Origin of the sequence: Kitasatospora sp. NPDC004745 (assembly GCF_042873275.1) — a bacterium.
GTDB lineage: Bacteria > Actinomycetota > Actinomycetes > Streptomycetales > Streptomycetaceae > Kitasatospora.
The window spans coordinates 51,443-65,442 of record NZ_JBIALK010000021.1 but is presented as its reverse complement, the minus strand read 5'-3'; the positions used below and the strand labels follow the sequence as shown (position 1 = coordinate 65,442).

Genomic DNA, 14,000 nt, shown 5'->3' with positions numbered 1-14,000 from the left:
GATGGAGTTTCGACAGTCCAGCAAGCTGAATGACGTGTGCTACGAGATCCGCGGCCCGGTGGTCGACCAGGCCAACGCGCTGGAGGAGGCCGGGCACAGCGTGCTGCGGCTGAACACCGGGAACCCGGCTCCGTTCGGCTTCGAGGCGCCCGAGGAGATCATCCAGGACATCATCCGCAACCTGCCCAGGGCGCACGGCTACAGCGACTCGCGCGGCATCCTGCCGGCCCGCCGCGCGGTGGTGCAGTACTACCAGCAGCGCGGCGTCAGCGGGGTCGGCGTCAACGACGTCTACCTCGGCAACGGCGTGTCCGAGCTGATCCAGATGGCCGTCACCGCGCTCGTCGACGACGGCGACGAAGTGCTCGTCCCGATGCCGGACTACCCGCTGTGGACGGCCGTGGTGCGCCTCGCCGGCGGCAAGGCCGTGCACTACCTGTGCGACGAGCAGGCGGACTGGTACCCGGACCTCGACGACATCGCGGCGAAGATCACCGCCCGCACCAAGGCCATCGTCGTCATCAACCCCAACAACCCGACCGGCGCGGTCTACCCGAAGGAGCTGCTGGAGGGCATCCTCGACCTCGCCCGCCGGCACCACCTGATGGTCCTCGCCGACGAGATCTACGACAAGATCCTCTACGACGACACCGAGCACCACTGCCTGGCCGCCCTCGCCGACGACGTCCTCACCCTCACCTTCAACGGCCTCTCCAAGGCCTACCGGGTGGCCGGCTTCCGCAGCGGCTGGCTGGTCGTCTCCGGGCCCAAGCAGCACGCCACCGACTACCTGGAGGGCCTGACCATGCTCTCCGGGATGCGCCTGTGCCCCAACGTGCCCGCCCAGTACGCCGTCCAGGCCGCGCTCGGCGGCCACCAGTCCATCAACGACCTGGTGCTGCCCGGCGGCCGGCTCACCGAGCAGCGCGACGTCGCCTTCAAGGCCCTCAACGAGATCCCCGGCGTCAGCTGCGTCAAGCCCAAGGGCGCGCTGTACGCCTTCGCCAGGCTCGACCCGGCGGTCCACCGGATCGTCGACGACGAGCAGTTCGTGCTGGACCTGCTGCTGCGCGAGAAGATCCACGTCGTCCAGGGCACCGGCTTCAACTGGCCCCGCCCCGACCACTTCCGCTTCGTCACGCTCCCCCGCGCCGACGACCTGGAGACGGCCATCAACCGCATCGGCCGCTTCCTGGCGACGTACCGCCAGAGCTGACCGCCCACCCCGCCCCGCCGGACGGACCCTAGGCTCGACCGCATGACCGTCCTGCGCTCCGCCGCCCTGTTCGTCCTCGCCGCCCTCGCCGAGATCGGCGGCTGCTGGCTGGTCTGGCAGAGCGTGCGCGAGCAGCGCCCGTGGTGGCTGGCCGGACTGGGCGTGGTGCTGCTCGGCGCCTACGGCTTCGTCGCGGCGCTGCAGCCGGACGCCCAGTTCGGCCGGGTGCTGGCCGCGTACGGCGGGGTGTTCGTGGCCGGTTCGCTGCTGTGGGGCGTGCTCGTGGACGGCTTCCGGCCGACCCGCCACGACGTGGTCGGCGCACTGATCTGCCTGGCCGGGGTCGCCGTCATCATGTACGGCCCGAGGCGCTGAGACGCACCGGGCCCCGGTGCCGGGGACTCGCCTCCCCGGCACCGGGGCCCGTCGGGCGCGCCGGGACTACCAGCCCCAGCCGCCGCCCTCGCCGTCGTCGTCGCGGCCGGAGTCCCAGCCCTCGCCGACCTTGCGCAGGATCGAGTAGTTGTCGATCTGCGTGCCGTCCTCCGCCAGGGCGGTGACCTTCATGACCGACTTCTGGCCCAGGTGGGCCGGGGTGACGTCGACCTTGATGAAGGAGTAGCCGGTGTAGCGCACCCGCGACCACTGGATGGTCTCGGGGGTCTTCACCCGGCCCTTGCTCCAGTAGTACGTGGTGACCTCGTCCTGGTGGTTCTCGTGGCCCTCGTAGGTGTCCGGGGTCGCGAAGTTGTACAGGCTGCGGCCGGCCGCGCCCGCGGTCACGTAGACCACGCCGTCCTTCTCGGGCTCGATGGTGGCGCCGCTCGGCACCTGCTTCGAGACCTTGTTGCCCAGGATGGCGTCGGTGCGCTCGTAGATGTGGTTGTGGCCGTTGATGACCAGGTCCACCCGGTACTTCTCGAACAGCGGCACCCAGGCCTCGCGGACGCCGCCCTCGGAGGCGTGCGCGACGGTGGTGGAGAAGGCGCAGTGGTGGAAGAAGACCACGACGAAGTCGACGGTCTCGTCGCTGCGCAGGTCCTTGAGGGTGCGCTCCAGCCACTTGGTCTGCTTGCCCGCCGAGACGCCCAGGTTGGCCGGGATCTCGTAGGAGACGTCGTTGGCGTCGAGGGAGATGACGCCGACGTTCTTGTAGCGGAAGGTGTAGACGCCGGGGACGCTGCGCGGGTCCGGGCCGTTGTCCGGGAGGAAGAAGCGGGAGTTCTCGCCGCCGTAGCCGTTGGGCGAGTACCAGGCCTCGATGTCGTGGTTGCCGTAGGCGACCATCCACGGGATCTCGGCGGCGACGGTCTCGGTCTGGACCAGGAAGGCGTCCCAGGTCTTCGCGTTGAAGACGGACTTGTCCGGGTCGGTGCCGGAACCGGCCGGGTCGGCGTAGCAGATGTCGCCGGCGTGCAGGTGGAAGGCCGGCTTCTGGGCCTTGATGATGTGGTCGTTGCCGGCCGCGTGCGCGCTGACGCCCTGGTCGCCGAAGGCCGTGAAGGTGAACGGCTCGTAGACCTTGCCCCAGCGGTGGTCCCGGGAGGGCGCGGTGCGGAAGGTGTGCAGGGTGGAGATCTGCTGCTGCGAGGCCGGGTCGAAGCCCTCGTGGCCGACGCCGTAGTAGTACGTGGTGTCGGGGTGGAGGTCCTCCAGCGCCACGTGCAGGTAGTACTGGTCCACCGGCTGGCCGGTGGGGGTCAGCGCCGGGGTGTGCAGGGCGCGGACCTCGGCCTGCACCTTGTGGCTGAGCTCCCACGGGGTCCTGCCGAAGCGCAGGAACGGCTTCTTGACCGGCGCCGGCACCTGCCAGGAGACGCGGAACTGGGTGTCCGGCTCGGGGCCGAACTGGAGGTGGCGGCCGATCGGCGCGACCAGCGAACCGTCGATGCCGTCCGCCGTACCGGCCGGGAGCAGCGTCGGGCCGGCCGGCGCGGCGAAGGCGGTGCCGCTGCCCATCGCACCGCCGACGGCGATGGCGCCGACGGTCACGGCGCCGGCCCGCAGCATCCGGCGGCGGGAGAAACGGGCCCGCAGGTACTCGTGCTGCTCGGCCATGCTCATGCGGTCGGCGAGCCGGGCCGGCACGCCCATGTTGGGGATATCCATGTGCCGGACTCTTCCAGTGGTGCGTTGACCGCACGCGGACGCGCGGTGAACGGGCCGCAGCGTGCCGCTCATTCGAACGCCAATGTTCGACCAAGACGGAGTAAAGACCGCGCCCGCCGCCGGACCGACCGGGGATCATGGCCCCGACCTGCGGGGCCGCCTGAGCGTCCGTCGGGCCGGGGCGGAGGCGCCGCGCCGACGGCTCCTCAGCCGGACGGCTCGTCCCAGTGCGTCGTGGAGCGGTTGCCGGTGCCGTCGCAGGTGCGGCAGATCTCGTCCCGGTAGGCGTGCTTGGCACCGCCCGCGTCGACCCGGTACCGGACGTAGACGCCGGTGCCGTCGCAGAGGAAGCAGTTGCCGCCCCCGCCGCCCACCTCGGTGGTGCCGGTGCCCTGGCAGGTCCGGCAGCTGAGGCCGGCGGTCCGGCCGGTGCCCGCGCAGATGCGGCAGACCGTCGTCATCGTCTTCCTCCCTGGGCGGAACCGCTCGCGACCACGGGTCATGCTAGTGGGGCCGCCCGAGGGCGGCGCCCACGGATGCCCGACGACTGGAGGATCCGCCGAACCGCCCGGCCGGAAAGGGCGGTGACGGGAGCTCAGTCCGCCCCGGAGGCCACCCCGCGCACCACTCGGGCGCCACCCCGCGCACCACTCGGGCGCCACCCCGCGCACCACTCGGGCGCCACCCCGCGCACCACTCGGGCAGGGCCTCGCGGACTACTCGGGCAGGGCCTCGCGGACCCTGCGGGAGACCGAGATCAGCTGGAGGTCCAGCAGCCCGGGCGGATCGGCCAGACCGGGGCCGCCCGCGTGCACCCAGTCGGCGATCTCGTCGATCATGTCGTCGGCCAGCACGAAGCCGAGCCAGACCGGCCGCCCGCCCGCCGCGCGGCCCGCCGAGGAGGGGCCGACCACCACCACGTTGGACTGGGTGCACACGTCCAGGCACTTGACCGCCCGGACCCGGCCCGCCGTGCCGACCGCCGCCCGCAGGCGCTCGTACTGCCCCGCGTGGTCGACGCCGGGGTGCTTGGCCTCGGTGCCGCAGCAGCAGCCGCGGCAGACCGTGACGGTCACCGGGGAGCCGGCCCCCTGCCCGCGGTCGCGGTCCCGACGGCTCATGCCCCGGCCCCGCAGCGCCCGGCCGGGGCGCACGCCCACCGGCACCTCGGTATGACTCGCCCGCTTCGCACGTTCATCGGTCGGGGTTCTCCTCCAGGTCAGGGGCGGGTCGTGCACGCGCAGCCTACCGGGCGGCGGGCGGGCCCCCGCCGGGTGCCGGGGCGCCACGGCGGTCCGTAGGATGCCCCCATGGGACACGCGACCACCGAGAACGCCGTACCGCGGATGCGCCTGGACGCGTCCAACGCGGCCAAGGTCGCGACCACGCTGCAGGCCCTGGCCACCCCCTCCCGGCTGCTGATCCTCGCCGCGCTGCGGGAGGGCCCGCGCGCCGCCACCGAACTCGCCGGCGCCGTGGGCCTGGAGCAGTCCGCGTGCTCGCACCAGCTGCGGCTGCTGCGCAACCTCGGCCTGGTCGTCGGCGAGCGCCGCGGCCGCTCGGTGGTCTACTCCCTGCACGACGACCACGTGGCCGCCCTGCTCGACCAGGCCGTCTACCACGTCGAGCACCTGCGGCTGGGCCTCTCCGACGAGGACTGACCGGCCACCGGCCGCTCCCGCGGGCGCCCGCCGTAATACCGTTGCCCGGCCGTGCCCGGGGGGTCAGAGTGGTCCGTCGCGCCGCCGCACGGGCGGCGCCGGCACCGGGCTCGGATCATCGGATCAGGGGGTGGCAGTGGCGGTCGCGGCACTGGATCGGGAAGGCGACGGGAGCGGTCCGGTCTCGCTCTACGAGGGCGGCAGCATCGAGGAGCTGCGCCTGATCGTGAGCGACCGGCTCTCGCCGCACCGGCTGACGGTGCTCGGCGACCAACTGGCGCCCGGCCGGTTCCGGGCCTTCCACGAGGGCCGGGTGGCGCTCTACGACCTCGCCTACGGCGCCCCCGTACGCCTGTGGACGGGGGAGATCCCCGACTTCTACAGCGTCATCCTGCCCCAGGCCGGCCACGGGCGGGTGACCGTGAACGGCACCGGGCTGCTGTCCCCGCCGTTCGTCGCCGGGCCGGGCGACGAGGTCGGGATGGAGTGGGACGGCCTGGCCGTGAACGCGGCGCTGGCGATGTCCCGGGAGACCCTGGACGAGGCCCTCGCGGTGCGGCTGGGGGACGTTCCGCGGCACCCGCTGCGATTCCGGCAGCACGCGCTCGACCCGGCGGACCCGGCCGTGCACTCCTGGCTGGCGCTGGCCCACGCCTTCCGGGAGTTCGTCGTCTCCCCGCTGGGCCGCCGTTCCCCGCTGGGCGTCGAGCAGTTCGAGCGGCTGCTGGCCGACACCCTGCTGGACGTCCACCCGCTCGACCGGAGCCGGACGGTGGGCCACGACGGCGCCCTGCTGCCGAGCGCCCTGCGCCGGGCGACGGCCTACTGCGCCGAGCACGCCGACGAGGCCGTCACGGCGTCCGACATCGCCCGGGCCGCCCGGGTCAGCCTGCGCACCCTGCGGGAGGGCTTCCGCAGGCACCTGGACACCACGCCGCTGGCGTACCTGCGCCGCGTCCGGCTCGACCGCGCCCACCAGGACCTCACGGCCGTCGCCGCCGGGGACGCCACCGGGACGGTCACCGACGTCGCCTGCCGCTGGGGCTTCACCCACCTGGGCCGGTTCAGCGCCGAGTACCGGCGGGCGTACGGGCGGCTGCCCTCGGAGACCCTGCGGGGCCGGCGCTGACCGTCCGCCGGCAACCGGCGCCGCCCGTCCGCCGGACGGCGGCCCGGTAGCAGGCCGGGCCCTCGCCGGCTATCCGGAAACGTGCGGGGCCACCGCCCCGGAGTGGATAGTTCCGCGCGCACCGCTCGGGGAGGCTGGACCCCTACCGGTGCCGGTCGGTGCGCTCCCACAGGGGAGGGGCGCACCGGCCGGCGCACGCGTGCTCCAGCCTTCGTGCGCCCGGCCCGCCGGCCTACCCGCCCCCGCCCCGCTACGCGACCGCCCGGGCCGCCGCACGGCCCGCGGTGCGGCCGGAGAAGAGGCAGCCGCCGAGGAAGGTGCCCTCCAGCGAGCGGTAGCCGTGCACCCCGCCACCGCCGAACCCGGCCGCCTCACCGGCCGCGTAGACCCCCGGGAGGACCTCCCCGCCGGGGCGCAGGACGCGCGAGGAGAGGTCGGTCTCCAACCCGCCGAGGGACTTGCGGGTGAGGATGTTGAGCCGCACCGCGATCAGCGGGGCGGCGGCCGGGTCGAGGATGCGGTGCGGAGCGGCGGTGCGGATCAGCTTGTCGCCCAGGTAGCGGCGGGCGCCGTGGATCGCGGTGACCTGGAGGTCCTTGGCGAAGGGGTTGGCGATCTGCCGGTCGCGGGCCTCGACGGTGCGGCGCAGCGCGTCGGGGTCGATCAGCGCCCGGCGGGTCCTGGCGTTCATGCCGCGGGCGAGGTCGGCGAGGGTGCTCGCGACGACGAAGTCGGGCCCGTGCCGCAGGTGGCCCCGGACCGGGCCGGGGGCGCCGGGCAGGGCGCGGCCGAGGACGCCGCGCACCGAACGGCCCGTCAGGTCGGGGTTCTGTTCCGAGCCGGAGAGGGTGAACTCCTTCTCGATGATGCGCTGGTTGAGCACGAACCAGGTGTGTTCGTGCCCGGTGGACATGATGTGCTCGAGGGTGCCGAGGGTGTCGAAGCCAGGGAAGAGCGGGACGGGCAGCCGCTCGCCGCGGGCGTCGAGCCAGAGCGAGGAGGGGCCGGGCAGGATGCGGATGCCGTGCCGGGCCCAGATCGGGTCCCAGTTCTCGATGCCCTCGGTGTAGTGCCACATCCGGTCGCCGTTGATCAGGTGGCCGCCGGCCTCGCCGGTGATGCCAAGCATCAGCCCGTCCACGTGCGCGGGGACGCCGGAGAGCAGCCTGGCGGGCGGGGTGCCGAGCCGGGCCGGCCACGCCCTGCGGACCAGGTCGTGGTTGCCGCCGATGCCGCCCGAGGTGACGATCACGGCCTGGGCGCGCAGTTCGAAGGTGCCGGCGGTCTCGCGCGAGCTGGCCTCGCCGCGGGCGGCCGGGCTGGGCACCAGCACCTCACCGGTGACGGTGTCGGTGACGCCCGCGGTGGCGGCGAGGCCGGTGACCCGGTGCCGGAAGCGCAGGTCGACCAGGCCGCGGGCCGCCGCGGCCCGGACCCGGCGGACGAAGGGCTCCAGCAGGCCGGGGCCGGTACCCCAGGTGATGTGGAAGCGCGGCACGGAATTGCCGGGCCCGTCGGCGAGGAATCCGCCGCGTTCGGCCCAGCCGACGACCGGGAAGAAGCGCACGCCCATGCCGTGCAGCCAGGAGCGCTTCTCACCGGCCGCGAAGTCGACGTAGGCCTCGGCCCACCGGCGGGGCCAGGCGTCCTCGGGCCGGTCGAATCCGGCGGTGCCGAGCCAGTCCTGCCGGGCGAGGTCGTGCGAGTCGCGGATCCGCATCCGGCGCTGTTCGGGCGAGTCGACCAGGAAGAGGCCGCCGAAGGACCAGTGCGCCTGGCCGCCGAGGGAGGCCGCGGGCTCCTGGTCGAGCAGGATCACCCTCCGTCCGGCGTCGGCGAGTTCGGCGGTGGCGGCGAGGCCTGCGAGTCCCGCTCCGATGACGATGACGTCGGCGTCCAGGGCCATTGCGCAGTCCTCCGTCGCGGTGGGCACGGACGGCGCTCCGGGGCGGGCGCCGTCGGCGGGGCGGCGCACGGGCGGGCGGCGTCGCCGTGCGCCCGATACTGCGGCCTGCGGCGAGGCCCGGTCAACCGGCGGGTAACAACCGACGGCGGCAATTCCGCTCCACGGCGTTTCGGAAATGCCTCCGATACGCGGTGGAGCGTAATTCGAAATACCACCTGACGGAATTTCGGGAATTTCTGCGCATGCCATGGACGTGCGCGAAACCTGACAGTAACTTACCTGTGAGTAGCTGTGGCCCGGCTGGCACGACCCCCACCCGTCGTTTCTCTCCCCCAGGAGGAACCGTGCTCCGCCCTGCCCGGAAACTCCGCCGCTCCACCGCGCTCGCCGCGGTGGCCGTCGGCGCCGCCCTCGCCCTCACCTCCACCAGTGCGCAGGCCGCGACCCCGGCGCCGAAACACATGGTGGCGCTCGGCGACTCCTACGCCGCCGGCGCCGGCGTGCCCGGCCAGTCGGCCGGCCTGTGCCTGCGCTCCGACCGCAACTACGGCCACCTCGTAGCCGGCGCCCTCAAGGCCGCCGCGTACACCGACGTCACCTGCGCCGCCGCCAAGGTCAAGGCCATGACGCAGCCGCAGTACGACGCCTTCATCAGGGTCAACGACCCGCAGCTGGACGCGGTGACCCCCGACACCGACCTGGTCACCCTCGGGATCGGCGGCAACGACCTCGCGGCCAGCGACCTCGGCCTCGGCGAGCTGGTCGCCACCTGCATCGCCGGCGCCGTCGTCAACCCGCTCGGCACGCCCTGCAAGGACGTCTACCACCACGGCTACTGGGACTGGAGCACGTGGTCCTGGCAGTACGGCAACGACGACCTCGCCGAGCGGATCACCACCACTATCGCGCCGCAGATCGCCGACACGCTCAAGCGCATCCACGCCAAGGCGCCGGGCGCCCGGATCCTGCTGGTCGGCTACCCGTCGGTGCTGCCCGCCGACGGCTCGAAGTGCATCCTGCGCCAGCCCGTCACCCCGGGCGACGTCGAGTACATGCACGGCGTGCTCACCGAGCTGAACGCGGCCCTCAGGTCCACCGCGGCGGCGAACGGCGCCACCTACGTCGACACCGCGACGCCGACCCTCGGCCACGACGTCTGCTCGGACGACCGCTGGATCGAGGGCGCGCTGCCCGGCTCGCCCGCCGTGCCGTTCCACCCGAACGCCACCGGCGAGAAGGTGATGGCGGACGCGGTGCTCGCCGCGCTGCGGTAGGACGCCCGGAGGGCACCGGCCGCACCGGCCGCAGGGCCCGCCGCACCGGCCGCGGCGACCTGCCGGCGCACGGAGGCGACCCCCCGGCGCGCCGGCCGGCCAAGGCGCCGGGGCCGCGCGCTCTGCGCCTGGCCACCGGCGCCCCGCGTCCCGCGGCCCACGCCCTGCGGGAGCCCGTCCGGAAAGCCCCGAGGGGGCGGTGACCAGACCCCGGTCACCGCCCCCTCGGTCCGCGCGCCGCGGGCTACTCGGACTCGGCGGCCGCCGCGGCCAGCCCGGCCGACCACTTCTCCTCCACCTTGCCGAACTTCCAGAACGCGATCGCACCGGCCCAGGTCACCACGAAGAGACCGACGATCGCGTAGCCGACGAAGTTGAGGTCCAGCTCGCCCACCCAGGCGATCGGCCCGCTGGTGATGTCCAGCTTCTCGCCGAGCAGGCCGACCAGCTCGACCAGGCCGATCACCAGCGCGACCAGCACCGACAGGCCGGTGACGGTCAGGTTGTAGTAGATCTTGCGGACCGGCTTGGAGAACGCCCACTCGTAGGCGAAGTTCATGAACGAGCCGTCGATGGTGTCCAGCAGGCTCATCCCCGCCGCGAACAGGATCGGCAGCGTGAGCAGCGCGTACCAGGGCAGTGAGAACGCCGCCGCGCCGCCCGCCAGCACCAGCAGCGACACCTCGGTGGCGGTGTCGAAGCCGAGGCCGAACAGCAGGCCCACCGGGTACATGTGCCAGGGCTTGGTGACGGCCCTGGTCACCCGGCCGAGGATGCGGTTCATCAGCCCGCGCTTCTCCAGCTGGCGCTCCAGCTCGGCCTCGTCGTACTCGCCGACGCGCATCCGGCGGAACACCTTGAGGATGCCGTTGAAGGCGCCCAGGTTGATCAGGCCGAGCAGCAGCAGGAACGACCCGGAGACGGCGGTGCCGATCAGGCCGGTGGTCGCGTGCAGGGTCGAGTCGTCCGACTCCACCTGGCCGGCGAGCGACCTGACGCCGAAGGCGAGCAGCGCGCAGAGGCCGAAGACGATCGAGGAGTGGCCCAGCGAGAACCAGAAGCCGACCGACAGCGGGCGCTTGCCCTGGCCCATCAGCTTGCGGGTGGTGTTGTCGATCGCCGCGATGTGGTCCGCGTCGAAGGCGTGCCGCATGCCCAGGGTGTAGGCGGTCATCCCCATGCCGGCGCCGAAGACCTGCCCGCCGACGTCGTAGTGCTCGGGCGCCACCAGGGCGAGCAGGGTGAACCAGCCGACCACGTGCAGCGCGAGGATGAAGCCGCCCATTCCGGCCAGGCGCATCCACTCGTCCCGGGTGAGCCGGTCACGCCATCTGGGGGCGGTCATCGTGGTGTTTCCTCTCGGCGGGCGGTCGAAGCTGGGCCATCTTTCCGCCTCGGCCTCCGCAGTTGCAAGTCATACGCAGGTACGGAATGTTCTCCCCCCTCCTCCGGAGATCGTCACGAGCCGTACAGGGCGCCGTAACCTCCCGGGGCTTCCGACCGCCGCCCGACCGGCGGATACTCCCGTTCTACGCGCGAAAACTCGAGCGCCGAAACCTCGACTCCCCACGGAGGAACGGCACATGACGATCCGCATGCGAGCCGCCACGGCTCTCGCCGGCACCGCCCTGCTCGCGGCCGGCCTGATCACCCCCACCGCCGTCGCCGCGCCCGCCCCCACGCCCGCGCCCGCCTCGGCCACCCCGGTCGCCGCCACCCCGCACCGGGTGCTGTTCGACAACAGCAAGGCCGAGACCGCCGGGAACGCCGACTGGATCATCAGCACCAGCCAGCCCGACCCGCTCGCCCAGAACGCCAACCCCACCACCGAGAAGAGCTGGACCGGCGCCCTCTCCGCCTGGGGCGTCGCCCTCCAGAGGACCGGCCAGTACAGCCTCAAGACCCTCCCCGCCGGCTCCACCATCAGCTACGGCACCGGCGCCGCCCTCGACCTCGCCAACTTCGACACCTTCGTCCTCCCGGAACCCAACATCCGGCTGACCACGGGCGAGAAGAGCGCGCTGGTCCGCTTCGTCCGCAACGGCGGCGGACTCTTCCTGATCTCCGACCACACCAGGAGCGACCGCAACAACGACGGCTGGGACTCCCCCGCGATCATCAACGACCTGATGACCGCCAACGGGGTCGACGACAACGACCCCTTCGGCTTCTCCGTGGACCTGCTCAACATCACCACCGACAACCCGCGCACCGCCGACGCCCCCACCGACCCCGTGCTGCACGGCCCGTTCGGCACCGTCACCGGCTCCATCCTGCGCAACGGCACCACCTTCACCCTGAAGCCCGCCGACAACCCCTCCGTCAAGGGGCTCGTCTACCGCACCGGCTCCAGCGGCACCACCGGCGCCTTCTTCGTCACCAGCACCTACGGCAGCGGCCGGGTCGCCGTCTGGGGCGACAGCTCGCCCGTCGACGACGGCACCGGGCAGAGCGGCAACACCCTCTACAACGGCTGGAACGACCCGGCCGGCACCGACGCCGCGCTCGCCCTCAACGCCACCGCCTGGCTCAGCAAGGCGTGAGCGCCCCCGCGGGCCCCGCCCGGGCCGGCCGGCGGGCGATGCCCGGCCCGGCCCGTCGGGACCCCGCCCGTCGGGAATCCACCCGCCGGGACCCCGCCCGCCAGGAACCCGCTCGTCAGGAACCCTCTTCGTCAGGAAATCGGACGCTTCCTCCCCTAGGGTCGGAATGCCGACGCCCGCGGCGCGCCCCCACCGACCGGGAGCGCGCCGCGGGCCCGCCGGCAGTCACCGGCCCGGGACCCGATGGGAGCGGCCATGCCGTCGTACCCCTACCGCACCACCCGCGAGGACCTGCGCATCCCGCTGCCCGACGGCACCCGCCTCAGCGCCCGGGTGTGGCGCCCGGTCGGCGACGAGCCCGTCCCCGTCCTCCTGGAGTACTCCTCCGGCCGGCTCACCGACCGCACCGCCGCCGAGGACGCCCGCCGCCACCCCTGGTACGCCGGCCACGGCTACGCCGCCGTCCGGGTGGACACCCGCGGGCACGGCAACTCCGGCGGCCTGCCCGCCGAACCCGGTGGCGGCGCCGAGCTCGACGACGGCGCGGCCGTGATCGACTGGCTCGCCCGCCGGCCCTGGTCCACCGGCCGGGTCGGCCTGCTCGGCGTCGGCGCCGCCGGCACCACCGCACTGCTGCTCGCCGCGCGGGCCCCCGGCACCGTCGGCGCCCTGGTCACCGCCTGCCCCGAGGGCGGCCACCGCCTCGGCGGCGCCCTCCTCGCCACCGACCTGCACACCCGGCTCACCGCCCTCGTCGCCGGTGCCGCCCTGCCGCCCGACCCCCGGCACGTCGGCGACTCCTGGCGCAGCGAGTGGTTCGCCCGCCTGGAGTCCCTCGACCCGCCCGTGGACACCTGGCTCGCCGCCGGGGAGAGCAGCGTCCCGGTGCCCGTGCCCGCCTTCGCCGTCGCCGGGTGGGGCGACCCGTCCTGCTCCTTCGTGCTGCGCCTGCTCGCCACCTCCCCCGACGCCCGCGCCCTGCTCGGCCCCTGGCCGCACGGGCTGCCCGAGGACGCGCTCCCCGAGACGCTGCGCTGGTGGGACCACTGGCTGCGCGACGTCGACACCGGAGCCCCCGAGGAGCCCGCCCTGCGCAGCTGGATCAGCACCCGCTGGGCCGGCGAGGAGGTCTGGCCCTCCCCCGACGTCCGGGAGATCCACTACGGCCTCGACGGCGCGCTGCGCACCGCCGGCACCTCCGCCGAGGACCGCCACGTCCCGGTCCGCTCGCCCCAGCACACCGGCCTCGACGCCGGGGCCTACGTCTCGCAGGGCCGCCCCGCCGACCAGCCTCCCGACCAGCGCGAGGAGGACGGCCGCTCGGTCTGCTTCGACTCGCAGCCGCTGCCCGAGCCCGTCGAGGTCCTCGGCGCGCCCACCGTGCGGCTGCGGCTGCGCGGCGGCGGGCCGCCCGCCCAGGTCGTCGCCCGGCTCTGCGCCGTCGGCCCGGACGGCACCTCCGCGCTGATCACCCGCGGCGTGCTGCTCACCGACGGCCGGGACGCCACCGTGGAGCTGGCCGCCTGCGCCGCCACCGTCCCCGCCGGGCACCGCCTGCGGCTGGCCCTCTCCTCCGGCTACTGGCCCTGGGTGTGGCCGGAGCCGGACACCACGGGCTACGCCGTCGACCCGTCCGGCTCCGCGCTGAGCCTGCCGGTGCGCCATCTCGCCGCCGACGTCGGCGCCGCGCCCGTCTCCCTGGGGACCCCCGAACTGCCCGAGCCGCTCGACGTCCACCTGACCGAGCCGCTGACGGCCCGGCCCGAACGCCTCACCGTCCACGACATCGGCCGCCACGAGTGGCGCACCGAGCTCTCCCCCGCCGGGGACGGCACCCGCACCCACCCCGACGGCCTGGTCCGCGACGAGCACACCGTCACCGCGTACCGGATCCTCACCGGCACCCCGCTCAGCGCCCAGGCCCGCACCGACCACACCGTCCGCCTGGAGCGGCCCGAGGCCGGCTGGGACGTCACCGTGCAGACCCGCACCCAACTGCGCTGCGACGCCGGGCACTTCCTCAGCGTCGTGCAGCTGCGGGCGCTGGAGGCGGGCTCGGTGGTGTTCACCCGGGAGTGGCAGCACCGGGTGCCCCGGGAGAGCACCCCCAGCACCCCAAAGTAATCCTTATGGCATTGCCGTGAAGCCGACCAATGCTTTAT

General features: G+C 73.8%; 12 protein-coding genes. 7 read left to right on the top strand and 5 right to left on the bottom strand.

Annotated features, from left to right (window positions below; genetic code table 11):
• Nucleotide 1: 1 nt before the first annotated feature.
• Nucleotides 2–1,216, top strand: a complete 1,215-nt coding sequence (locus ACFYUY_RS28565) for a pyridoxal phosphate-dependent aminotransferase (protein ID WP_360213048.1) — start codon at nt 2–4, stop codon at nt 1,214–1,216.
• Between the two features lie 42 nt (nt 1,217–1,258).
• On the top strand, nt 1,259–1,591 hold the full coding sequence (locus tag ACFYUY_RS28560) for a YnfA family protein (protein ID WP_360213046.1): 333 nt from the start codon (nt 1,259–1,261) through the stop codon (nt 1,589–1,591).
• Between the two features lie 66 nt (nt 1,592–1,657).
• Here the strand turns inward: ACFYUY_RS28560 and ACFYUY_RS28555 are convergent, their stop codons facing one another.
• From ACFYUY_RS28555 to ACFYUY_RS28545, 3 genes are all read right to left on the bottom strand, one after another.
• Entirely contained in the window at nt 1,658–3,325 is a 1,668-nt protein-coding gene (locus ACFYUY_RS28555) for a metallophosphoesterase family protein (protein ID WP_360213044.1), read from the bottom strand.
• 206 nt (nt 3,326–3,531) lie between these two features.
• Complete coding sequence (locus ACFYUY_RS28550) at nt 3,532–3,786, bottom strand: hypothetical protein (RefSeq protein WP_360213042.1); 255 nt, start codon at nt 3,784–3,786, stop codon at nt 3,532–3,534.
• Nucleotides 3,787–4,041: 255 nt separating this feature from the next.
• Nucleotides 4,042–4,446: a (2Fe-2S) ferredoxin domain-containing protein gene (locus ACFYUY_RS28545; protein ID WP_360213040.1), complete on the bottom strand. Its 405-nt coding sequence runs from the start codon at nt 4,444–4,446 to the stop codon at nt 4,042–4,044.
• A 189-nt stretch (nt 4,447–4,635) separates the two neighbouring features.
• On the opposite strand from ACFYUY_RS28545, the gene ACFYUY_RS28540 reads away from it, so the two are divergent.
• A complete protein-coding gene (locus ACFYUY_RS28540; protein ID WP_387904856.1) occupies nt 4,636–4,986 on the top strand; it encodes an ArsR/SmtB family transcription factor in 351 nt (116 codons plus the stop codon).
• A gap of 130 nt (nt 4,987–5,116) precedes the next feature.
• Nucleotides 5,117–6,115 (top strand): AraC family transcriptional regulator, encoded by a 999-nt coding sequence (locus ACFYUY_RS28535; protein ID WP_387904853.1) that lies wholly within the window; start codon nt 5,117–5,119, stop codon nt 6,113–6,115.
• Nucleotides 6,116–6,365: 250 nt separating this feature from the next.
• Here ACFYUY_RS28535 and ACFYUY_RS28530 read toward each other — a convergent pair whose 3' ends face one another.
• Nucleotides 6,366–8,021 (bottom strand): FAD-binding dehydrogenase, encoded by a 1,656-nt coding sequence (locus tag ACFYUY_RS28530; RefSeq protein WP_387905006.1) that lies wholly within the window; start codon nt 8,019–8,021, stop codon nt 6,366–6,368.
• A 344-nt stretch (nt 8,022–8,365) separates the two neighbouring features.
• Between ACFYUY_RS28530 and ACFYUY_RS28525 the strand changes: the two genes are divergently transcribed.
• Entirely contained in the window at nt 8,366–9,295 is a 930-nt protein-coding gene (locus tag ACFYUY_RS28525; RefSeq protein WP_387904851.1) for an SGNH/GDSL hydrolase family protein, read from the top strand.
• Between the two features lie 244 nt (nt 9,296–9,539).
• On the opposite strand, the gene ACFYUY_RS28520 is transcribed toward ACFYUY_RS28525, so the two are convergent.
• Nucleotides 9,540–10,640 carry a HoxN/HupN/NixA family nickel/cobalt transporter gene (locus ACFYUY_RS28520; protein ID WP_360213032.1) on the bottom strand — a complete coding sequence of 367 codons (1,101 nt, stop codon included), beginning with the start codon at nt 10,638–10,640 and terminating at the stop codon, nt 9,540–9,542.
• Between the two features lie 238 nt (nt 10,641–10,878).
• Here ACFYUY_RS28520 and ACFYUY_RS28515 point away from each other — a divergent pair, with 238 nt between their 5' ends.
• Nucleotides 10,879–11,838, top strand: coding sequence for a hydrolase (locus tag ACFYUY_RS28515; protein WP_387904849.1), 960 nt, complete (start codon nt 10,879–10,881; stop codon nt 11,836–11,838).
• Nucleotides 11,839–12,093: 255 nt separating this feature from the next.
• Complete coding sequence (locus ACFYUY_RS28510; RefSeq protein ID WP_387904847.1) at nt 12,094–13,962, top strand: CocE/NonD family hydrolase; 1,869 nt, start codon at nt 12,094–12,096, stop codon at nt 13,960–13,962.
• Nucleotides 13,963–14,000 lie beyond the last annotated feature (38 nt).

Coding starts and splice junctions, on each gene's coding strand:
- ACFYUY_RS28565 (WP_360213048.1), top strand. CDS start 2: ATGGAGTTTCGACAGTCCAGCAAGCTGAATGACGTGTGCTACGAGATC.
- ACFYUY_RS28560 (WP_360213046.1), top strand. CDS start 1,259: ATGACCGTCCTGCGCTCCGCCGCCCTGTTCGTCCTCGCCGCCCTCGCC.
- ACFYUY_RS28555 (WP_360213044.1), bottom strand. CDS start 3,325: ATGGATATCCCCAACATGGGCGTGCCGGCCCGGCTCGCCGACCGCATG.
- ACFYUY_RS28550 (WP_360213042.1), bottom strand. CDS start 3,786: ATGACGACGGTCTGCCGCATCTGCGCGGGCACCGGCCGGACCGCCGGC.
- ACFYUY_RS28545 (WP_360213040.1), bottom strand. CDS start 4,446: ATGAGCCGTCGGGACCGCGACCGCGGGCAGGGGGCCGGCTCCCCGGTG.
- ACFYUY_RS28540 (WP_387904856.1), top strand. CDS start 4,636: ATGGGACACGCGACCACCGAGAACGCCGTACCGCGGATGCGCCTGGAC.
- ACFYUY_RS28530 (WP_387905006.1), bottom strand. CDS start 8,021: ATGGCCCTGGACGCCGACGTCATCGTCATCGGAGCGGGACTCGCAGGC.
- ACFYUY_RS28520 (WP_360213032.1), bottom strand. CDS start 10,640: ATGACCGCCCCCAGATGGCGTGACCGGCTCACCCGGGACGAGTGGATG.
- ACFYUY_RS28515 (WP_387904849.1), top strand. CDS start 10,879: ATGACGATCCGCATGCGAGCCGCCACGGCTCTCGCCGGCACCGCCCTG.
- ACFYUY_RS28510 (WP_387904847.1), top strand. CDS start 12,094: ATGCCGTCGTACCCCTACCGCACCACCCGCGAGGACCTGCGCATCCCG.